Origin of the sequence: Sphingorhabdus sp., assembly GCF_040079335.1 — a bacterium.
In the GTDB taxonomy this organism is placed as follows: Bacteria; Pseudomonadota; Alphaproteobacteria; order Sphingomonadales; family Sphingomonadaceae; genus Sphingorhabdus_B.
The window spans coordinates 1-19,638 of the sequence record NZ_JBEBKL010000044.1; the positions used below are offsets into that span (position 1 = coordinate 1).

Annotated in this window: 17 protein-coding genes and 1 pseudogene; 12 read left to right on the forward strand and 6 right to left on the reverse strand. The window is 60.0% G+C overall.

Annotated elements, in window-relative coordinates; genetic code table 11:
• Positions 1-613: DJ-1/PfpI family protein (locus tag ABL922_RS11600; RefSeq protein WP_349024368.1), on the forward strand; the 613-nt coding region annotated here is incomplete at its 5' end.
• Between the two features lie 276 nt (positions 614-889).
• On the opposite strand, the gene ABL922_RS11605 is transcribed toward ABL922_RS11600, so the two are convergent.
• The 3 genes from ABL922_RS11605 to lnt all read right to left on the reverse strand — a co-directional run bounded on the left by ABL922_RS11605 (position 890) and on the right by lnt (position 4,642).
• Positions 890-1,603: a tRNA (guanine(46)-N(7))-methyltransferase TrmB gene (locus tag ABL922_RS11605; RefSeq protein WP_349024369.1), complete on the reverse strand. Its 714-nt coding sequence runs from the start codon at positions 1,601-1,603 to the stop codon at positions 890-892.
• A 43-nt stretch (positions 1,604-1,646) separates the two neighbouring features.
• Positions 1,647-2,852, reverse strand: a complete 1,206-nt coding sequence (gene metK / locus ABL922_RS11610; protein ID WP_349024370.1) for a methionine adenosyltransferase — start codon at positions 2,850-2,852, stop codon at positions 1,647-1,649.
• Positions 2,853-2,926: 74 nt separating this feature from the next.
• Positions 2,927-4,642, reverse strand: a complete 1,716-nt coding sequence (lnt, locus tag ABL922_RS11615) for an apolipoprotein N-acyltransferase (RefSeq protein WP_349024371.1) — start codon at positions 4,640-4,642, stop codon at positions 2,927-2,929.
• Between the two features lie 88 nt (positions 4,643-4,730).
• Between lnt and ABL922_RS11620 the strand changes: the two genes are divergently transcribed.
• Together ABL922_RS11620 and ABL922_RS11625 are read left to right on the forward strand one after the other, a co-directional pair.
• Positions 4,731-5,510 carry a hypothetical protein gene (locus ABL922_RS11620; protein ID WP_349024372.1) on the forward strand — a complete coding sequence of 260 codons (780 nt, stop codon included), beginning with the start codon at positions 4,731-4,733 and terminating at the stop codon, positions 5,508-5,510.
• The gene (locus tag ABL922_RS11625; protein WP_349024373.1) at positions 5,507-5,926 is read left to right on the forward strand and encodes a VOC family protein; all 420 of its coding nucleotides are present in this window, start codon (positions 5,507-5,509) and stop codon (positions 5,924-5,926) included. The genes ABL922_RS11620 and ABL922_RS11625 overlap by 4 nt, the downstream gene beginning before the upstream one ends.
• 63 nt (positions 5,927-5,989) lie before the next feature.
• Here the strand turns inward: ABL922_RS11625 and ABL922_RS11630 are convergent, their stop codons facing one another.
• Together ABL922_RS11630 and ABL922_RS11635 are read right to left on the reverse strand one after the other, a co-directional pair.
• Complete coding sequence (locus ABL922_RS11630; protein WP_349024374.1) at positions 5,990-6,640, reverse strand: YqaA family protein; 651 nt, start codon at positions 6,638-6,640, stop codon at positions 5,990-5,992.
• Between the two features lie 39 nt (positions 6,641-6,679).
• Positions 6,680-9,316: a DUF2339 domain-containing protein gene (locus ABL922_RS11635; RefSeq protein ID WP_349024375.1), complete on the reverse strand. Its 2,637-nt coding sequence runs from the start codon at positions 9,314-9,316 to the stop codon at positions 6,680-6,682.
• Between the two features lie 119 nt (positions 9,317-9,435).
• Here ABL922_RS11635 and ABL922_RS11640 point away from each other — a divergent pair, with 119 nt between their 5' ends.
• Entirely contained in the window at positions 9,436-10,080 is a 645-nt protein-coding gene (locus ABL922_RS11640) for a glutathione S-transferase family protein (RefSeq protein WP_349024376.1), read from the forward strand.
• Positions 10,081-10,086: 6 nt separating this feature from the next.
• Here the strand turns inward: ABL922_RS11640 and ABL922_RS11645 are convergent, their stop codons facing one another.
• A complete protein-coding gene (locus ABL922_RS11645) occupies positions 10,087-12,129 on the reverse strand; it encodes an amidohydrolase family protein (RefSeq protein WP_349024377.1) in 2,043 nt (680 codons plus the stop codon).
• Between the two features lie 264 nt (positions 12,130-12,393).
• Here ABL922_RS11645 and ABL922_RS11650 point away from each other — a divergent pair, with 264 nt between their 5' ends.
• The 8 genes and pseudogenes from ABL922_RS11650 to ABL922_RS11685 all read left to right on the forward strand — a co-directional run bounded on the left by ABL922_RS11650 (position 12,394) and on the right by ABL922_RS11685 (position 19,589).
• Positions 12,394-13,218 (forward strand): AraC family transcriptional regulator, encoded by an 825-nt coding sequence (locus ABL922_RS11650; protein ID WP_349024378.1) that lies wholly within the window; start codon positions 12,394-12,396, stop codon positions 13,216-13,218.
• Between the two features lie 31 nt (positions 13,219-13,249).
• Positions 13,250-14,170 (forward strand): CPBP family intramembrane glutamic endopeptidase, encoded by a 921-nt coding sequence (locus ABL922_RS11655; RefSeq protein ID WP_349024379.1) that lies wholly within the window; start codon positions 13,250-13,252, stop codon positions 14,168-14,170.
• Between the two features lie 331 nt (positions 14,171-14,501).
• Positions 14,502-14,957, forward strand: a complete 456-nt coding sequence (locus tag ABL922_RS11660; protein WP_349024380.1) for a hypothetical protein — start codon at positions 14,502-14,504, stop codon at positions 14,955-14,957.
• Complete coding sequence (locus ABL922_RS11665) at positions 14,935-16,251, forward strand: terminase family protein (protein ID WP_349024381.1); 1,317 nt, start codon at positions 14,935-14,937, stop codon at positions 16,249-16,251. The genes ABL922_RS11660 and ABL922_RS11665 overlap by 23 nt, the downstream gene beginning before the upstream one ends.
• Positions 16,252-16,432: 181 nt before the next feature.
• A pseudogene (locus tag ABL922_RS11670) lies at positions 16,433-17,527 on the forward strand (phage portal protein); the annotation flags it as partial.
• A 39-nt stretch (positions 17,528-17,566) separates the two neighbouring features.
• Positions 17,567-18,409 carry a DNA/RNA non-specific endonuclease gene (locus tag ABL922_RS11675; RefSeq protein ID WP_349024384.1) on the forward strand — a complete coding sequence of 281 codons (843 nt, stop codon included), beginning with the start codon at positions 17,567-17,569 and terminating at the stop codon, positions 18,407-18,409.
• Position 18,410: 1 nt separating this feature from the next.
• A complete protein-coding gene (locus ABL922_RS11680) occupies positions 18,411-19,292 on the forward strand; it encodes a hypothetical protein (RefSeq protein WP_349024382.1) in 882 nt (293 codons plus the stop codon).
• Between the two features lie 33 nt (positions 19,293-19,325).
• Positions 19,326-19,589, forward strand: coding sequence for a DUF6127 family protein (locus tag ABL922_RS11685; RefSeq protein ID WP_349024383.1), 264 nt, complete (start codon positions 19,326-19,328; stop codon positions 19,587-19,589).
• Positions 19,590-19,638: the final 49 nt, after the last annotated feature.

Genomic DNA, 19,638 nt, shown 5'->3' on the forward strand with positions numbered 1-19,638 from the left:
GCCCGGTGCCAAAATGGATCTGGTCTGGAAAGATCGCCAGCCTGTGATGACCGACGCTGGCTTTGCGATTATGCCGACCGCAACCTTCGATGAGGTCCGTAGTGCAGACGTCTTGTGCATTCCAGGCGGGCTTGGCGTTTCCGAAGTGATGGAGGATGACGCTGCGATGGCGTGGGTGCGCGCCATCGGAGGGCAGGCGGCTTGGGTCACCAGCGTGTGCACCGGCTCGCTTGTGCTCGGGGCGGCGGGTTTGCTGGAGGGCTACCGGGCCACAACGCATTGGGCCTGGCACCATCATCTCGCCATGTTCGGGGCACGGCCTGAACGGGCCCGCACCGTGACAGACCGCAACCGCGTGACCGGCGGCGGGGTTACGGCGGGGATCGACTTCGCCCTGACGCTGATCGCCGCGATTAGCGGCGAAACGGTCGCCCGGACGCTGCAGCTGGCGTTCGAATATGATCCCCAGCCTCCGTTCGCAGGCGGAACGCCCGAAAAGGCTGGTGCCGAAATTCTTGCGGCCCACGATTCTGTCGTGAGCGGCATCATGCCGCACCGCGAAGCCGCACTCGTCAGCGCGTCCGCACGCCTAGGGTATCTGGCAAGAGGTTGAACCTTTTCCGACGCTAACAACGCACGCCCTCTCGAATCGTTCAGCGTAATTGTCGAAAGCGAGGTCGACCGCCTCCCGACGGCGCTGCTTTTCAACTTCGACAGGGTCCACACCTTGGGCGATGAGCAGAGAAAGGCGTAGTGCTTCTTCCCTGGCCGTGGTCGGCGTCCAGCAATCACCGGGTAATCACCGAGGCGGAAACTGCCGCCAAGGGACGAAAACTGTAGCGTAGCTAATATGCTGATATAGCTCGGTAATTCTACGCCAGGGGTATCCCTAAATACGCCTCCAGCGAAAATACCACACCTCGTGGCCGTACACATTGCGGGCCTTGGCTTCATAGCGTGTCTCGGGCCAACCACTCGGACGGACCAGAAAATCCTTCGGGCCATTGCACAGCCAGTCAAACTGGTGGCGGTGTCCCCGCATCACCATTAGCGCGTGGCGCAAATAGATTGCATGGTCGGTGCCGAAGCGGAATTCGCCGCCGGGTTTCAGCTTCGCCGCAATCATGTCGACTGGACCATCATTCATCATCCGCCGCTTTACATGCCGCGCCTTGGGCCATGGATCGGGGTGGAGCAGATAGACGAAGCTCAGGCTGCCATCGGGAATGCGGGCCAGAACCTCCAGCGCATCACCCATATGGATGCGGACGTTGGCGAGCGGCCCCAAATCATTGTAATTGTCGACATGGGTCAGCGCCTGCGCGACGCCGTTTTCAAAGGGTTCGCAGCCGATGAAGCCATGATCGGGCAGCATGTCGGCGCGATAGGCCATATGCTCGCCCCCGCCGAAACCGATTTCGAAGTGCAGCGGGCGATCGATCCCGAAAAGGAGCTCTGCTGTGACCGGGCCTTCTTCGGGTACCACGATCTGCGGTAGCAGATTGTCGAGCAGCTCCTGCTGGGCCACGCGCAGCTTCTTGCCCTTCGACCGACCGTATAGGCGGTTGAGCGTGGTGGGGTCTCCGGCTTTGTGCGCAGTCATCGCGCGGGCGGCTAGCGGGTTGCCGCCCGCCGTGCAAGACGATTCAGCCGAGCGCTGCCTTTAGATCTTCAACCAGATCGGTGCGTTCCCAGGGGAAGAAATCGCCCTCTGCCCTGCGACCGAAATGGCCATAGGCGGCAGTGTTGCGATAGATCGGCTTGTTGAGGCCCAGATGGGTGCGGATCGAACGGGGCGTCAGGCCGCCGAGCTTTTCTATACCCATGATAGCAGCTTCGATCTTGTCGTCGCCCACGGTTCCGGTTTCGTGCGTGTCAACATAGAGCGACAGTGGCTTCGATACGCCAATGGCATAAGCGAGCTGGATCGTGCAGCGCGTGGCGAGGCCAGCGGCGACGATGTTCTTTGCCAGATAGCGGGTGATATAGGCGGCGGAACGATCGACCTTGGTCGGGTCCTTGCCCGAAAACGCGCCCCCGCCATGCGGGGCGGCACCGCCATAGGTGTCGACGATGATCTTGCGGCCGGTCAGGCCAGCGTCGCCATCGGGGCCACCGATTTCGAAGCTGCCGGTCGGGTTGATGTGATATTCGGTTTCGCGCAGCAGCACGGGCGGAATAACGTCCGCCACAACCTTCTTCACATAAGCGTGCAGTTCGGCTTCCTTCTCACCTTCGTCATAACCCGGCGCATGCTGGGTGGAGACGACGACTGCCGTTGCCGCGACGGGCAGGCTGCCTTCGTAGCGCAAAGTCACCTGGCTCTTGGCATCGGGCTCGAGAAACGGGGCCGCGCCCGAATGGCGGTCTGCAGCCATACGTTCGAGGATCTTGTGGCTGTAATACAACGTCGCGGGCATCAGGTCAGGGGTTTCGTCGGTTGCATAGCCGAACATGATCCCCTGATCGCCAGCGCCTTCATCCTTGTTGCTGCCGGCGTCCACGCCTTGCGCAATGTGCGCCGACTGGCCGTGCAGATTGTTTTCGAAGCGAAAGCTTTCCCAATGGAAGCCTTCTTGCTCATAGCCGATTTCCTTGACCGTGCGGCGGACGGCGGCTTCAATTTCTTCTTTGGCACCCGCAGCCCATGCGCCATTTTCATAGACGCCCTTGCAACGGATTTCGCCTGCCAGCACGACGAGCTGCGTCGTGGTCAGCGTTTCGCAAGCGATGCGGGCTTCGGGGTCTTTTGACAGAAACAGATCGACGATGGCGTCGCTGATTTGGTCCGAGACTTTGTCGGGATGGCCTTCTGAAACCGACTCAGAGGTGAAGAGATAATTGTCGCGCATGGTTTTTCCAGTCCCCAAAAAGAGAGTGATTCTGTGTCTGCGTATAAAGATATCTTTATGTGCTGCGCGGCCCCTTAGCGGTAAGTGCTGCGACGGGCAAGCGGCAACAGGCCGAATGCTATGAGCAGCGCAGCGAAGGCCAAGGATAGGGTGTTTCCGTAGCGCGCAAACAGTGTTGGTCCCTTGGGCATGGGCAGTTGTGCGTCTATCCGTCCGGCAATGCCTCGCGGCAGGCTTTTGATGATTCGCCCGTCAGCGTCGATCACTGCGCTGATGCCCGTCGGTGTGGCGCGCACGACCGGCAACCCTTCCTCGATGGCGCGCAGGCGCGCTTGTGCAACAAATTGTGGTGATCCCCAACCGCCAAACCATGCGTCGTTCGAAGGGTTGAAGATAAAGTCGGGGCGATGGGTGCGGTCAACCACCTCGCCAGAGAATATGATTTCGTAGCAAATCTGCATCCCGACTTTCACCCGCCGGCCGTTGAAGGGCAAGTCTAGGGTACGCGGCCCCGGTCCCGGCCAGAAATCAAGGTCGCCGGGCACCAGCCGCGCTGCGCCCAATGGTTCAAGCAACCAACGCAGCGCTAGATATTCGCCATAGGGCACCAGATGCGCCTTGTCATAATTGCCCAGAATTTTTCCGCTGGCATCCATCGCGGTCATCGAATTGCGCGCGCCGACCAGTTGGCGGTCCTTGTCAAATTCCAGCCGGTCAACACCGGTGAGCAACAGATCGCCGGGGTTCATCAAGCGAGTCAGCATCGTCCGCGCACCCTCCGCGCTTTCGCCGGGCTGGAACTGGTAGAAGCGATAAGGATAGCCATCCTCCAGCCGCCATGGGATGGCGGCCTCCGGCCAGAGGAGAAGGCGGGGCTTGGTATCGCGGCTCAGGCTGTTTTCGGCGAGGCGACGGAAATTGATCGCATCATAACCTGGGGCATATTTGTCGATCTGGCTGATATTGGGCTGGACGATGGTTAGATTGGCCGGTTCAAGACCCTGCTTTTGAACGACGTCGGCAAGATAGCCTTTTGTCCAACCGAGATTTGCAATTGTGGTCGGATAATAGGGCAGCAGAATTAGGCCAGCCAGAATAAGCACGCCCTTCAGGTTCCGATTTATTAGGAGGAGCAATATCCCAGCTAACGCTATCGCGAACGCTGCCAGGCCGTAAGAGCCAACCCATGTGGCATAGATCGCGCCCGGAAATGTGATACCCAGAGGATTCCAAGAAAATCCCGTAAACACCCATGCGCGCAGCCATTCGGTGATGATCCAGCATCCGGCGAAGAAGAGGATGAAAATGGTATCAATTTTTAAAACTTCGTCACTCCCGCGAAAGCGGGAGCCCATCACCGAACCAGTTGGTTTTGAGGATGTGGCGGGTGATGGATTCCCGCTTTCGCGGGAATGACGAGTGCTGAGGTAATTGGCGCTGTTTCTAAGCCACCACGCTCCCCAAGCCGCCAGCCCGGGATAGATCGCCAGATATAGCGCGATCAACGGAACGGCGCACCAGCCGAGCCATACGGGCATGGCGGCCTGATAGGTGAAGGCGGTGGCGATCCAATTGTTGCCGATGGTGAAATGCCCGACGCCAAAGGCCCAGCCGAGCAGAAAGGCGCGCTTGCCGCTTTCCGCTTTGGCCACCCAGTGCATCAGCAGCGCAAGGCACAGCAGCGTCAGTGGCCACCAGTTCAGCGGGGCAAATCCGGTCGCGGAAATGCCGCCTGCGATAAGTAAAGCTTTGGCGCAGTGGCGTTCGATGAAAGCAAACAGGCTGGTCATGGCGCGCAGACATGGCGGGCAATATCGGCAATTGCAATCGGCCAATATTGTTGCTTGCCGTTCAGACGGGCGCTGCTAGCAAAAGCCGATGAACATGTTCTCCATTTTTGCGCTGATGCTTGCGCCCAGTCCGCCGGTCCCAATTAATGAAGCGCAAATGCGCGATATCGGCTGTGTCGCCACCATAGGCATCATAGCGCATGAGCAGCGATTAGGCGCCGGTGCGTTGGCCAGCTATGCCGATGTTCGCGAAAGCGGCAAGCGCTGGGCGGGAATCGTTGGGCAAAGGGTGATGGACGAGACAGGTCAGCCGCGCGAAGTTGTAGCCTTTGCCATTAAACAGGCGGTCGAGGCCGAACAGGCCAAGGTCATCGGAATGGATGATGGCGCGAAGTCGAAAGACTATGTCCGCAACCGCTTTGCCGAATGCAAGTCCGTCATGGACGCGCAGCTCGCCACAGCTGACGCTTCGACCCCTGCCACCGCTGTCGGCAACAGCGCCTCGATGCTGGCGGGCGAGCCCGCGCAATCAACCGACGAACCCGATAAAATCGCCCTGTATCGTACTCAGCTGGGTGAAGATTTGGGCAACCCGCATCGCATTCGCTATTGCAAGACGCTGGTCGACATTTCGTACAATGAAATTTCAGGGCGCGAGGGTGCCGACAGCCGCGATGCGAAAGCGTTCAGTCGGCTGGTGCAGGCCTTTGCTTTCAAGGCGCAAGGGCTTCCCGCCGCCGAAAAGCCCAAGCCGATTTCTGCCGACGAACTGCAAGCCGAGCTGGAGAAAGAACCCAGCAGCGAAGAGAAAATGGCGCGCTGTTTGCGCCTCGGGGAGTCGCTCGCGCTGGCGATGCCGCCCGAATGAGCCTAAGACCCTTCCACCTTGCCTTTCCGGTGCATGACCTTTCGGCGGCGCGGGAATTTTACGGCGAACTACTCGGCTGCCGCGAGGGACGCTCGTCGGACCATTGGATCGACTTCGATCTTTATGGCCACCAGATCGTCGCGCATCTCGACGCAGGCATGACGCCGCGCCCGATCCACAATGCTGTTGATGGCCATGAGGTGCCGGTGCCGCATTTCGGGGTCGTGCTGACGATGCCGCAATGGGAGGATCTGGCCGCGCGGCTCAAGGCGGCTGGCGTGCGTTTCGGGATCGAACCCTATGTCCGTTTCAAAGGGCAGGTAGGCGAACAGGCGACCATGTTTTTCACCGACCCGAGCGGCAATGCGCTGGAGTTCAAAGCTTTTGCCGATGACGGGCAGTTATTCGCGACCTGATAATTCCCTTCCCACTTTCAGGCCCTCCCCCGGCCCCTCCCGCAAGCGGGAGGGGAGAAACGCTCAGGTCCGCTGGAAAACCTGTTCCATCGTGGTCACACCAGAACATTTGTCACCGGGCTTCTGACCACCGCCTGCGAGCATTGTGAAAGCGACGAAGCCGCTAACGACGATGATGATGAAACCGGCACTGACCCATGCCAAATATTTGTCGATGAAGGCCTTGATCGGCGCGCCGAATTTCCAGAACAGGATTCCGACGAGCATGAACTGGAAGGCGCGGCTGAGTATGCTGGACCAGATGAAGTCGAACAAGGGCATCTGGATGAAGCCGGCGGTCAGCGTCAGAAGTTTGAACGGGATCGGCGTTGCCCCCTTGATCAGGATGATCTCCGCCCCGAATTCGCGCAGGTAACAGGCTGCCGCCGGGAATGTCTCCCAGAGGCCCAAGGCTTTGAGCAGCGAAACCCCGATAGTCTCATACGCGAAATAGCCGATGGTGTATCCAAACAGCCCGCCGAGGACCGACGCCAATGTGCAGATCGCGCCATAGCGGATCGCGCGGTCGGGACGTGCAAGGCACATCAGCCCGAGCAACGGGTGCGGCGGGATCGGGAAGAAGCTCGATTCGATGAAGGAGAACAGGAACAGCCAGCGCTCCGCATGCGCGTGCGCGGCTTTATCTATCATCCATTCGTACAGGCGTTGCAGCATGGTCGCTCGCTCTAGGGGGTTTCTCTTTCCGGGCAAGACTTATTCAGTCGCGGCCTTGCCCGCACGCATCACGCGGCCATAGGCCCAGCCGATCCCAATCAATGCAATGCCCAGTCCCATGAAGGAGAGGATGCGGAGCACACCTTCGAGTGCCGCAGCGTCGATCAGGAAGACTTTGAGCGTGACGACCGTCAGCAGCGCCAGCCCGGCGAGGCGGAGGATGGCGAGGCCGGTCTTGATGCCGATGGCGAGCCAGCCAATCGAAAGTGCGAGCAGCGCTGCCGAATAGAGATAATTCTCCCCGACATCGATGGTCGCGCCTGAGATCAGATTGCCCTGCACCAACTGGCGGACGGTGATGAGCGCAGTGAGGGCCATCGCCAGCAGGCTGCCGATTTCAGCGAGCCGTGGGAGTTGCGGATGCGCCTTCTCCACGACCGAACTCCGCGCCAGCTGCCACAACCAGAAGGCAGCAAGGCCTAGATGCACGGTACCCAAATTGGCGACAGGTGCCGGGCCCAGCGCTTGGGGCTGGTAAAGCGGATTGAACACGCCAAGGTCGAACCAGCACAGCCGGCACAGCGCCAGCGTGGTCGCGGCTAGGCCTGCCTTGGCCCAAACGCTCGACCAGTCATTGGCGCGGCGCATCGCCAGCCATCCGGCGAGGAACAGCAACTGCGTCATCACCACCCGCTCGGCGAGGCCAAGGGTAATGAATTGCGATGGGCTATCGATATGCGCGACCTGTTTGGCGATCAGCCAGACGAAAGCGAGCAGGCCGGTGCCACCCGCAAACCATGCCGCACGTCTTGCCCAGCGACCGAGGGCGAATAGAGGAAGGCTGGCGATTGCCAGAACCAGCAGCGAAGGCAACAGCGTCAGTTTGGCCGTCTCGGCAATGTCGGGGAGACCGGAGACGGTCAGAATCTCTCCACCCAATGCCCCGCCCAGCGCGTCGAGGAAACGCCATGACCCGGCGATCAAGGCAAGCACGCCAAAGCCCAGCGGAATAGCCGCCAGTTTCTGCATCGCGCTGCCGCTGGTGCGGACGGCCCAGGCCGCGAGCGCCGCGGCGATGGCGAAGGTCGCGCTGGCGATATAATCATTCGGCAGGATATGGGTCAGCGCCAACCAGCCCATCGCCGCCGCAAGAGCCGCGCTGGCGATCTGGACGATCTGATCGATACGCGACGATGCTTGCCGCCACTGCCATGCGATGAAGGCTGCAGGTGCGACTAGCAGCGCCGAAATCGCGCCCCATACAAGATCGGGATAGTCCGACTTTGCAACGGCAAAGGCCGCCGCGAACGGCACCGCCTGCGCCATCAGCGCAAGCATTGCCCAATGCGGGCGGCTGTCCTGTTGACCACGCGATCGCAAATGGGCCGGGATTGCAAAGAGCAGACCGACGCCAATCGAGGCGGCGATCATCATGACGCGTGAGGCCTGACTGTCCCACCCTGCCGCCAACGGCATCAGGCAGAGGAGCAGCGCGCCGAACAGGCTGGGCAAATGCCGCTCATCGCGGCAGGCAAGCGCGATCGCCATCGCCGACAGCACGCCGTAAAAGCCCCAGCCGATCCAGCTGAATTGCAGTCGCGGCAACAGCATGGCGAGTTGCACCAGCGCCAGCGCCATCGGTGCGTAGCGGGCCATAGCCTCCAATCGCGGGTCGCTTTCGACAAAGCGGTCACCCACCAACACCGCCGCGCCACCAGCCGCAAGCACGAACAGCCCCACCAGCGGTAGCGCGCTTTCGGCGGCGACAATCAGCCCGATGGTCCAAAGCGCGCCGCCACCGCTTGCGAGCAGCAGCAACCACAACCAGCGCCGCCACAAGGCGAGGCCGAACAGACCGGCCAAGAACACACCCAGATAGAGCAATAGAACCGGCACATTGTCTGGTCCCAGTCCTGCTACCCAAGGTGCTGCGAAACCGCCGATCAGGCCCATCAATGCGGTTGGCGGGCCGTGGTGGAGCGCGAGCGCGAAGGCGAGTATTGTGGTCGCAATCAGCAAGGCGAAGGCTGCGGGAACGCCAATCAGGCCATAGACCTCTGCAGCCATGTAGAGCGTGCCGTAAAGGATCGCGATGCCAGCGCCCGCAAGCGATTGCGCGATGCGCGGGTCGGCGGTAAAGGACTCGCCGATTTTGGGCAAGCGCCCGCCCCATTGGCTTCCCGCGATCAGCAATGCGGCAAACAGCGTCGCCAGTACAGACCGCGTGCCGGGGCCGAGAAGCCCGGCGTCGATTGTATAGCGCACAAGGAAGAAGCCTGCGAAAACCAGCGATATCCCGCCCACCCAGATGGGTAGTTTGCCGCCGACCAGTTCCTCGAAGCTCCAGCTTCTCTTTGGCTCTGCTTCCGCTTCGGGTGCCACGAGGGGAGGTGGGGCTTCGATGGTGGCGCGTTGTTTTGCATCGGGCACTTCGCCCTTCACGGTCGCTGGCCTGCGGCTGGCATACGCCATCGCCGGGGGTGGAGCAGTTGGCGCGTCCACTTGCTCCGTAACGTCCCGTTGGGCTGCAACTGGCGTCACCGATCCGGCATTCATCCGGTCGATCAATGTCCCGATCCGCTCTTCGAGGAATTTGATGCGCCCGTTGAGGTTGAGCAGCCAAACCGCAAGGACCAGCGCAATCAGCAGTAACAGGCCTTCCATTGCATCCCCCATGGCGGTTCAGGATCAAGGGCTTACCCGCTTCGCCACGATTGGCAAGCGCGCACGATATACTAGTTGCAAAGCGCAACTGATATGGCAAACTGCGCAGCAGGAAATTCCAGCGAAGGATAATGACTATGATTCTCTATGGCGCACCACTCTCTCCCTTTGTCCGCAAGGTTTTGGCCTATGCTGCCGAAAAGGGAATCGAGCTTGAACTCGTGCCGGTGGGCGTGGGCGATCCCAATCCGGATTTTGCCGCCTGCAGCCCGTTCCGCAAGATGCCCGGCTTTCGCGACGGCGATTTCACGATTTCGGATTCGACCGCCATTATCACCTATCTGGAGGCCAAGCAGCCCGAACCCGCGATGATTCCGGCAGACCCTGCCGATCGCGCGCGGACGGTCTGGTTCGATGAATTTGCCGATACGATTGTCACAACTGCCGGCGGCAAGATATTCTTCAACCGCGTTGTATCGCCCAAATTCATGGGCAAGCCGGGGGATGAGGAAGCCGCCAAACAGGGTGAGGCCGATATGGTGCCGATCTATGATTATCTCGAAGGCATCATTCCCGCGTCAGGCTATCTCGTCGGCGACCGGCTGACCCTCGCCGACATTGCGGTCGCCAGCCCGTTTGTGAACACCGCGCATTGCGGGATCGTGCCCGACCCCGCGACATATCCGAAACTCACAGCCTATCTCGCCGCAATTCATGCGCGCGCCGGCTTTGCTACCTGGATCCCGCGTGAGCGCAAGATGCTTGGACTGGGATGACCGTTACTATTCAGGCATTCCACTGAATCCGCTGGCCTTGCGCAGTTCGTCTGCATTGAGGCGGTAGCCATCGAGGAACACCGTTGAAATCCGGCGCAGCGCCGCCATGTCTTTCGACGCATCGCCCTCGACGAGGATCAGGCTCGCCATCTTCCCTGCCTCGATCGAGCCGAACCGATCATCCATCCCCGTCATCCGGGCTGGCACGATGGTTGCGGTCTGGATGGCTTCTGCATTGGTCAACCCCGCCTGCTGATACAGCTCCAGCTCGCGGACCAGTTCGAGCCCGTAGCCGTCGGTTCCGGCAACGATGCGGACGCCGGACTTGTACAGCCGCCCGACCACGCCGACCATCTTGGCATAGCTTGCCTTGAAATCATCGCGCGTCAGGCCGTCGAACAGCGGATAGCCGCCAATCTTCCAGCTGCGCGAAACCGCTGGCGGCGAAATCGCGGCAAAGGGTGCATAGGCGGCCAGAACCTCGCTGCCATCCGACGTCAAACTCCCCTCCCAGACGACCAGCGTCGGGTCGATTATGGTCTTGCGCTCGGAAAGCTCGGCATAAAAGGCGCGCATTTCGGCGGAATCAAGATCGACATCCTTGCCATATTTGGCCGGCCCCTCCAGCCGCGCGGCGGTGTTTGCCTTGTCGACCACATGCTGTGGCATCGCCTGCATCATGATGAAGTTGATATGGGTAATCTCGTCATAGCCCGCACGCACTGCCTCTATTGGGCGCATCCCTGCCGGAATATGGCCGCTGACATGCAGCCCGAGCTTGTGCGCCTCGGCTGCTGCAGGCGCAATCCAGGCGGGCGTCATCGAGGTATAGAATTTCGCCCCCGACAGCCCGGCCTCTTTGATCTTGCGCACCGCCTCGACCGCTTCTTCATCCGAACTGACGGTCAGCGCGCCTTGCGCCGCCAGCGGATCCTTGCGGTCGATGATAACCGCGACCTTGCCATCGGGCGCGATCAATTCGCCCGCAGCGCGGCGTTTGATGATGCTTAGCGATTCATCGATTATCGATCCCGGGCTGCGATAATTGGTGATCCCGGTCGCGACATTTTGTAAGAGGTTCCAGTCGCTGCCGCCGATATGCAGGTGCGAATCCCACAGCCCGGGCAGTAACGTTTTGCCGCGTCCGTCGATCTTGACCGCGCCTTTGGGCAGCTTGATCGATCCTGCCGCGCCAACCTTCCGGACTTTGCCATCGGCGATCAGCACCGCCCGACCCGGCAGATAGCGCCCAGCAATCGAATCGAACAACAGGACATTATCGACCAGCGTCGGCGTGCGGTTGGCAGGGCTGAGGAACTTCTTCGCGGTATCGCGCACCATCACCGCTTCGGTCGCGTCCTGCACTTCTTTCAGCTTTGGCCCCACCGCTTCATAGCCCGCGGGCAGCAGCGAGATCACGCCCGCATTGCCGAAATAGCGATTGTCCTTGTCAAGCCACACTGCCGAGGGCGAAAAACCAGCGCCGGTGATATAGGCCAGCTTCACCGCTTCCTTGCCCGAAGGCCCATCAATTTCGGTCGCCGCCCCGATGGAGATGCTGGCACGCCCGCCGGGCAGCAGGTCGACGCCTTTGTCGCCAGCCGCCACCAGCGCGTCGATATCGATCGCACTTGCCAGCCAGGGGCCGCCATAGGCGCTATAGCGTTTGTTGCCCAAAGGTGCGCTGCCCTCGTCTACTGTCGTCTTCCAGTGCGCAATGCCGTTCGCATCGACGCTGAAATCCTCGGTTGCGTCGCCACTATCGGTATAGCCGCGAACGGCAATGGTGGTGGGCCGTCCGTCGGCACCAAGCGTGGTTAGCTGGTCGGTTTCGGTAATCCAGCCGCGCAGCGACATCGACATGCGATGAGCGAGTTTGCCATCGTCAGTCTTCCAGCCCCAGATATCGCCATGCTTTCCGGCGGTAGAGCTGATGGTGTAATGTTGCGCGGTGGGCGGAGGTTGGAGCAATTGTTCCTTGGGCGTGGGTTCGGCTGTGGCAAGCGACGATGTGGCGAGCAATGACAAGGCGAACAATTTGAACCGCATGGATGATCCCTCCCGTTCGGGCGGTGTCAGTTTTGCGGCCGCCGCGCTGGATGGTGCGAATGAGCCATAGGGGGGAGCGGGATGCAAGGGGTTTGTTGCGGTTTCCAAAGCTGGAAGAGGCTGCGCCGATGGACCTCCAAAGCTCAAGCGAGACCGAGTTTGCGGGGGAAAGCCAGCATGGGTTGAAAATCACTCAAGAGATCTGGCACCCATTTTCCAATTTGCCGGGGTTGCCTTCTTAGACATAGCGCCCAGATACCATTGATGAATTCTACGGCGCTTTCCTCGAACCCATTATATTCGACCGGCTCGTTTGAACCGATTGAACGAGTCGCAAACCGGCTGGTCGGGGCAGCGTTTTCGCCGCATCGGCACGATACTTACACTGTCGCTTTGACCATGGCCGGGGTTCAAGCGTTCAACTATCGCGGAGCAATGCGACATTCGCTGCCAGGGCAGGTGCTTATTCTCCACCCCGATGAAACACACGATGGACATTGCTGCGATCAGGCTGGATTCGTCTATCGAGCGGCCTATGTTCCGCCAACGCATGTCCAGGCAGTGCTTGGAGGCGCGGAGCTGCCGTTTGTCGTCAATGGCGTCTCGACGAATCCCGCCTTGATCGCGGCCGCCTTTAACATGATCATCGACTGCGAGGGCGTCGAGGATCCCGGAGCTTATGAAGACGCGCTCTACGATCTGGCGCAAACCATAAACCAAGAGGCTGGCAAGGTTGCAACCGTGAGGATCGCCAACCGAACGGCCGTGATGCAGGCGCGAGAATTTCTCGAAACCGCCGTCGTTTCCGGCGCGCGACTGGAGCAGCTTGAGCAAGTGACTGGCTGTGACCGTTGGCAGCTTTCGCGTGACTTCCGGGCATTGCTTGGCACCAGCCCTTATCGTTATCTGCAGCACCGTCGGATCGATCTTGCCAAGCAGCTTTTGCGCGAAGGCGCGACGCTGGCCGATGCTGCCCATGGCGCTGGTTTTGCGGATCAGAGCCATTTTGGTCGCACATTCCGCAAGGCCGTTGGTCTCACGCCGAAGGAGTGGCTTCGCTCGGACTTGTTCCGCACGATCATTCTATAGCATTCTTCAGCGGGCCGTTAGTCGGTGCGCCATGACACAGATCATCTTTTCCGACGAGACGCCAAAGGGCTGGATACCGCCGAGTATCGCCGCCCCCTTCATCTGCATTTTCCTGTTTGCCATCAGCATGACGCCGGGCGATCTCGGGCTCGAACATCTCGGCTTGATTGACGCGCAGGGTTCGCCGCGCGGGCCTTTGGGCTTTTGTCTGCTCCTGGCTTCGTTCATCGCCATTGGACTTGCGGTATTTGGCTGGGTGCGCTGGGTCGAAAAGAGGAGCCTCGCAAGCGTTGGACTTCGCGGCGAACAACGGCTCAAAAAGTTCCTGTCCGGACTGGCCATAGGCATTGCCATGATGGGCGCGGTCGTGGCTGCGATAACTGTTTCTGGCGGATACCGTGTCGCTGATCTCGCCCCAGCCTTCGCCAGCCCTGCTGCGCTCGGCTGGATCGCCCTGTTGCTCGCCGGCTTTACCGTGCAGGCGAGCATTGAGGAGTTCGTTTTTCGCGGCTGGTTGTTCTCAACCGTCATGCGGCGTTGGAACATAACTGCCGCGTTCATATTATCGTCCGCCGCTTTCACCTTTCTGCACTTCTCACCCAGAGCATCGCTGCTGATGTTGGCCATGACCTTCATCTACTCGATTTTCGCATGCGCCTGGGTGCGTCGTTCGAATTCGATCTGGGGCGTGATGGGCATGCACACCGGCTGGAACTGGTTTGGGGGCACCGCTTTTGATGTGCCGATTACGGGTTTGGAGAGCGGTCTACCCGCACTGGTGATGAAATTGGTGCCTGTCGGGCCGGCCTGGCTCAATGGTGCCGGGGAAGGGCCGGAAGCGAGTGTGTTTACGGTTGCCCTGCTGACCGTGGCGAGTCTGATTCTTCTGTTGCGTGCAAGGTCGCGCGAACGAGAGGCAATTGACCCGCCAGGTCCAGAGCACCAGCCTTGACCGCTCCGGGTTAAACGGCCGGGGAGAGGCAGGTTGGTAAAACCACTAAGCCTGACAGCGTAACCTAAAAAATCCATCAGCGCCCTGGCGGGCCAGGTCCACTGAGGTTCGGCCAAATTCTGCAATCAGCAGCGCTGAGCAATGTCGGCCGTTTCCGTCAGCATGTGTAGATATATTGATAAATGCAGAGCCAGCAAAAAACCAAATAGGTAAAAAAATGTTGACATCGTAACGCCGTTATGGCACATATTGTGATATTGGGAAAATGCGATTCGGGCCGGGGCGGTGAAAACTGCTTCCGGCCCTTTTCTATGCGCGAAAGGATTTGGCGATGGTGTTTGGAAAGAAAGCGACAGGCAAAGGCTTTGGCCCTGCCGCGCAAAAGGCGTTTCTCGCGCACCTTGCGCAAACCGCCAATGTATCTGCGTCCGCCAAGGTCGCAGGTGTGACAACCCGGCCCGTTTATGATCTGCGCAAGAAATCCGAACAATTTTGCGCGAAATGGTTGGCGGCGCTCAGCGAGGGCTATGCCCGGCTGGAGGCGAATTTGCTTTCCGAAGCCTTGTCGGCCCCGGCAAGCAATATGAAGGACAGCACCTTCAAGCAGAAGCAGATGAAGACCCGGATCGGCATGGCGCTGCTCGCGGCGCACAAGGCAACGGTTCGCGGCTCCACCAAGCCTGCCCCGTCGCGTTCGCGCGATCCGAATGAGGTGCAGGCACGGCTTGAGGCGCGCTTTGCCGTGATGCGCAAGAGGATGGGTGATGACAACAGCGCCGCAGAGTGAGGCGGAGCGGGTCGCGCAGCTGAAAGGCGCGGATTACATCCAATGGCTGAAAGGCCAGAAGCCGGAGGAGATGTGGCAACTCGAATATAAATGGGAATTCTGGCAACGTACCGACCAGCGCCCGCCCGAAGGCGACTGGCGCACCTGGTTCGTGATGGCCGGGCGTGGCTTTGGCAAGACGCGCATGGCCGCCGAATATGTACGCGCCGCGGCAGAGGCCGATGGCTCGCTTCGCATCGCGCTGGTCGCGGCGACTTTGCACGAGGCGCGCTCGATCATGATCGAGGGCGAAAGCGGTTTGCTTTCCATCGCACCAGACGAGCAGCGTCCGATATGGGAGCCATCGCTCAAAAGGCTGGTCTGGCCGACCGGAGCGATCGCCAATGTCTTCGCCGCGTCGGAGCCCGAGGCGCTGCGCGGCCCCGAACATCATCTCGCCTGGGCGGATGAGGTCGCCAAATGGGAAAAGGGCACTGATGCCTGGGACAATCTGATGATGACGATGCGGCTGGGCGAAGATCCGCGCATTGTTGCCACCACCACCCCGCGCGCGGTGCCGCTGGTGCGGCGGCTGCTGAAGGAAGCCGGCGTCGCGATCACCCGCGGCGCGATGGAGGCCAACCGTGCGCATCTGCCCGACAGCTTCCGTGAGGCGATGCAAGAGGTTTATGGCAAGGCGCGGCTAGGACGGCAGGAATTGCTCGGCGAGTTTCTGGAAGATGCCGAGGACGCGCTGTGGACGCGAGATTTGATTGAAAAGTGTCGTGTGAAGGGCGGGTCCGAGATGCGCCGTATCGTCATCGGCGTCGACCCACCGGCAAGCGCGGGCGGTGATGCCTGCGGGATTATCGCGGTGGGCAAGGGCGCCGACGGCAAGGCCTATGTTCTCGCCGACCATAGCGTGAAGGGCCGCAGCCCCGAAGGCTGGGCCCGCGCAGTCTCCACCGCTGCTCTTGTCTGGGGCGCGGACCGGGTAGTGGCAGAGGCGAATAATGGCGGCGACATGGTGGTCTCCACCTTGCAGGCCGCCGATGTTTCGATGCCGGTGAAGAAGGTCTCCGCCTCGCGCGGAAAGGTGGCACGGGCGGAGCCGGTCGCCGCACTTTATGAAGCGGGTAAGGCCTTCCATATTGGGGCCTTCCCCGAGCTTGAGGATGAATTATGCGGCCTGATTTCTGGCGGCGGTTATGAAGGGCCGGGAAGGTCGCCGGACCGCGCCGATGCGCTGGTTTGGGCGATGAGCGAATTGATGCTTGGCAAGCGAGCGAATGAACCGCGGGTGCGGGTGCTTTGATCCCTCTCCTCCTTTAGGGGAGAGGGCAGCGAGACTTGTGAGCGGAGCGAACTAGTCGCAGCGGGCGAGGGGCTGTGCGCTAACGATAGCGCTCAACCCCTCTCCAACTTCGCCTAAGCCTTTCGGCTAAGGCTTCGTATCCTCTCCCCTGAAGGGGCGAGGGAAAGAACAGGAAAACCAAATGAAACTCTTCGGCTGGAAATCGGCCGGGCGCGGGATGCTGCGTCCGGCCAAGAAGCATGTCTCGCTTACACGCGCCTTTGCGGGCGGGGTGATCGGCGAATGGCCCAAATCCTATGAGGCGCAGTTGCGCGAGGGCTATCTCAACAATGTCGTCGCGCAGCGCGCGGTGCGGTTGGTGGCGGAGGGGGTGGCATCTGCGCCGCTCTCTGCCAGCGACGATACCGCGCTGGCGCTGGTTACCACGACCAGTGGCGGGCAATCGCTGCTCGAGACACTGGCGGCGCAATTGCTGCTCCATGGCAATGGCTATGTGCAATTGCTCAGTTCGCCTGATGGAGCGGTGTGTGAGCTTTATGCGCTGCGACCCGAGCGGGTTTCGGTTGAGGCCGATGCGCGCGGATGGCCCGCGGCATTTCGCTACAAGGCGGGGGAGGCGGTGACGCGGCTGGGCGCGAACGAGCTGATCCATATCCGCAGCCACCACCCGCTCGACGACCATTATGGTCTGGGCTGTTTGGGCGCGGCGTCGGGGGCGATCGCGATCCACAATGCCTCGACCCGCTGGAACAAGGCGTTGCTCGACAATGCGGCGCGGCCTTCGGGCGCGCTGGTGCATGAGGCGGCAGAGGCGCTTTCGGGTGAGCAATTTGACCGGTTGCAGGAGGAATTGAAGCGCAGTTTTTCGGGGCAGGATAACGCCGGGCGGCCGATGCTGCTTGAAGGCGGGCTCAAATGGCAGACACTGTCGCTGACCCCTGCCGATATGGATTTTGCAGGATTGAAGGCCGCCGCAGCGCGGGAGATTGCGCTGGCGTTCGGGGTGCCGCCGATGCTGCTCGGCCTGCCGGGCGATGCGACCTACGCCAATTACCGTGAGGCGAACAAGGCGCTGTGGCGACAGGCAATCCTGCCGCTGGCGGGGAAGATACTGGACGCGCTGGCGGAAGGTCTGCGTCCCTGGTTTGCGGACCTTTCGCTGAAGGTCGATGTCGATCAGGTGGCGGCGCTGAGTGAGGATCGCGAGCGGTTATGGGCGCAGGTTGCCGGGGCGGATTTCCTGACGGTGGAGGAGAAGCGGGTCGCCATTGGTTTGGAGCCGCTGAAGGCTGACCCTCGTTCTGTAGTCCAAGAAATGAGCGAAACAGGAATATTGGAGCTGAAATATAATCCCTGGCACGATCCTGATGATGGCAAATTCACGCATGAAGGGCAGGGACGCCATTTTGGGGGCGGTGGTGCTTCTGGAAGTTGGGATGGACCTCCACCGAAAAAGACAGGACGCAGTAGCTTTGGAGGCAGAGGTGCCAGCGGTCCTTGGGGAAAACCCAAAATACAGACTGGCGGAGGCAGTTTTGGCGGAGGTGGAGCTTCGGGGTCTTGGGACAAACCAAAACCCAAAGCCGGAGGGGGCAGTATTGATGGTGGCGGAGCCAGCGGATCGTGGGATGAGCCAACGCCCGCAAAGCCTGTTCCAAAAGTGCAGCAACCGAAACGGGAGATCGTCAAGCCAACGATATCACGGACGGCCACCCGACTGCCGAAACCGCGTGCGGCGACGCGCAAGATTTCGAAAGGCGGATATAATTTCGAAGCCGACGCGCAGGATCGAACTATCCGCGCCTCCGGACAGCTTCGCTTGCAACCCGATCAGCCGCGATCCCGCACACAGCAGCGCAATGCCGGCAAGCCCGACCGTTTGGCCAACGATCACGGCGGGCATTTCATTGCACGAGAATTCGGTGGACCGGAAATCAGCTATAACCATTTTGCGCAAAATGCACGGTTTAACGTAAGAGGTTACCGCGAACTTGAGAGAAATTGGAAATCGAACCTGAAAGCAGGAAAAAAGGTTAAAGTCGACGTCAGGGCGCTTTATGAAGGTGGGTCAAAGCGTCCAAGCAAGATTAACGTGACATATTACGTAAATGGCGAACGATTTTTCAAACCTTTTGAAAACAAGAAAAGGGGGCAATGAAATGCCATCGCACCAAATCGGCGAAATGCTGAACGCAATTGGGCAACACACCGCCAACGTCTTGGGGAAAGCACCAAATGACGTTTTCGTATTTCTCCGCGCTGGCGACCAGTGGATGGAAGGAGCGATTTTCGATAATCTCGAAAATGAAGTGATTTACCATGAGCCAGATCGTCCAATGGTCGAGGCGGTCATGCGCCTTTGGGATGTGTCAGACGCCGACAGAAAATGGGATACGATGCTCTACGACATCAAAGACGGGAAGTTTACCGTCGAGTATATCTACCCGGATCAACTCGATCCTGCCGACGGCAGTCCCGAAATTCGGGGGCGTGCGCTCGCTGAACGCTATGGCGACAAACCGGTTATCTATCCGGAACCGGACGAAGGCGACTGGCACGAACTGACCGAAGAGGATTTGGTCGACTTCAGGCCATCGACAAAGTCGTTGCCAGACTTTGATCTGGCAACGAACGAAAATAGTGTGTTGCTCAATGAAATCGCTCAGCATGTCACGGAAAAATTGGGCAAAGTTCCCGAAGATGTTTTTGTCTTCATAGAAGCAGGCGAAAATTGGAGCGACGGGGAGATTTATGAAAATCAGGGAAAATTGTTGGTTAGTCGAGAATTTCCATACGCAATGTACATCGCGATCAATAATCTCTGGGAAGCCGCACCGGCCGGCAAAAAATGGTCGGTCATGTTGTTCGACATCAAGGACGGGAAGTTTTCGGTCGAGTATCTATATCCAGAGATGCAAGTTGATGAGGATGGCGAGGAAAATGACATGCACGGCGAAATTCGCCAGTCAGCTCTCAGTGCTCGCTACGGCAACAAGTCAGTTTTCTACCCCGAATATGACGACGGACAGAAACAGGATTGATTAGGCGCTGACACACGCCAACAGGAACCCAAAATGCAAATCACCAATGATAAGCTTGCCGAGTTGCTCGAGCAGGCCTCCCAAACTGGTGCCCAACGTGCGCTTGCCCATCTGGGCCTCGCTGACGAAAGTGCGGCCAAGGATATGGCGGATCTGCGCGAGCTGCTCTCCGCCTGGCGCGATGCCAAAAGGTCGGCGCGCAAGGCGGTGGTGGAATGGCTGGTGCGCGGGGCGCTAGCGGTGCTGGTGATTGGCCTTGCGGTCAAACTGGGGCTGGGCGGGCTGGTGATCAAATAGAGAAAATCCTCCCCATCGACTTGCGATGGGGAGGGGGACCATCCGAAGG

Bases quoted from the DNA above. Each gene is read 5' to 3' on its own strand.
- ABL922_RS11645 (WP_349024377.1), bottom strand. From the start codon at position 12,129: ATGCGGTTCAAATTGTTCGCCTTGTCATTGCTCGCCACATCGTCGCTT.
- ABL922_RS11650 (WP_349024378.1), top strand. From the start codon at position 12,394: ATGAATTCTACGGCGCTTTCCTCGAACCCATTATATTCGACCGGCTCG.
- ABL922_RS11635 (WP_349024375.1), bottom strand. From the start codon at position 9,316: ATGGGGGATGCAATGGAAGGCCTGTTACTGCTGATTGCGCTGGTCCTT.
- ABL922_RS11660 (WP_349024380.1), top strand. From the start codon at position 14,502: ATGGTGTTTGGAAAGAAAGCGACAGGCAAAGGCTTTGGCCCTGCCGCG.
- ABL922_RS11675 (WP_349024384.1), top strand. From the start codon at position 17,567: ATGAGCGAAACAGGAATATTGGAGCTGAAATATAATCCCTGGCACGAT.
- ABL922_RS11640 (WP_349024376.1), top strand. From the start codon at position 9,436: ATGACTATGATTCTCTATGGCGCACCACTCTCTCCCTTTGTCCGCAAG.
- ABL922_RS11625 (WP_349024373.1), top strand. From the start codon at position 5,507: ATGAGCCTAAGACCCTTCCACCTTGCCTTTCCGGTGCATGACCTTTCG.
- ABL922_RS11685 (WP_349024383.1), top strand. From the start codon at position 19,326: ATGCAAATCACCAATGATAAGCTTGCCGAGTTGCTCGAGCAGGCCTCC.
- ABL922_RS11605 (WP_349024369.1), bottom strand. From the start codon at position 1,603: ATGACTGCGCACAAAGCCGGAGACCCCACCACGCTCAACCGCCTATAC.
- lnt (WP_349024371.1), bottom strand. From the start codon at position 4,642: ATGACCAGCCTGTTTGCTTTCATCGAACGCCACTGCGCCAAAGCTTTA.
- ABL922_RS11620 (WP_349024372.1), top strand. From the start codon at position 4,731: ATGAACATGTTCTCCATTTTTGCGCTGATGCTTGCGCCCAGTCCGCCG.
- ABL922_RS11665 (WP_349024381.1), top strand. From the start codon at position 14,935: ATGACAACAGCGCCGCAGAGTGAGGCGGAGCGGGTCGCGCAGCTGAAA.
- ABL922_RS11680 (WP_349024382.1), top strand. From the start codon at position 18,411: ATGCCATCGCACCAAATCGGCGAAATGCTGAACGCAATTGGGCAACAC.
- ABL922_RS11630 (WP_349024374.1), bottom strand. From the start codon at position 6,640: ATGCTGCAACGCCTGTACGAATGGATGATAGATAAAGCCGCGCACGCG.
- metK (WP_349024370.1), bottom strand. From the start codon at position 2,852: ATGCGCGACAATTATCTCTTCACCTCTGAGTCGGTTTCAGAAGGCCAT.
- ABL922_RS11655 (WP_349024379.1), top strand. From the start codon at position 13,250: ATGACACAGATCATCTTTTCCGACGAGACGCCAAAGGGCTGGATACCG.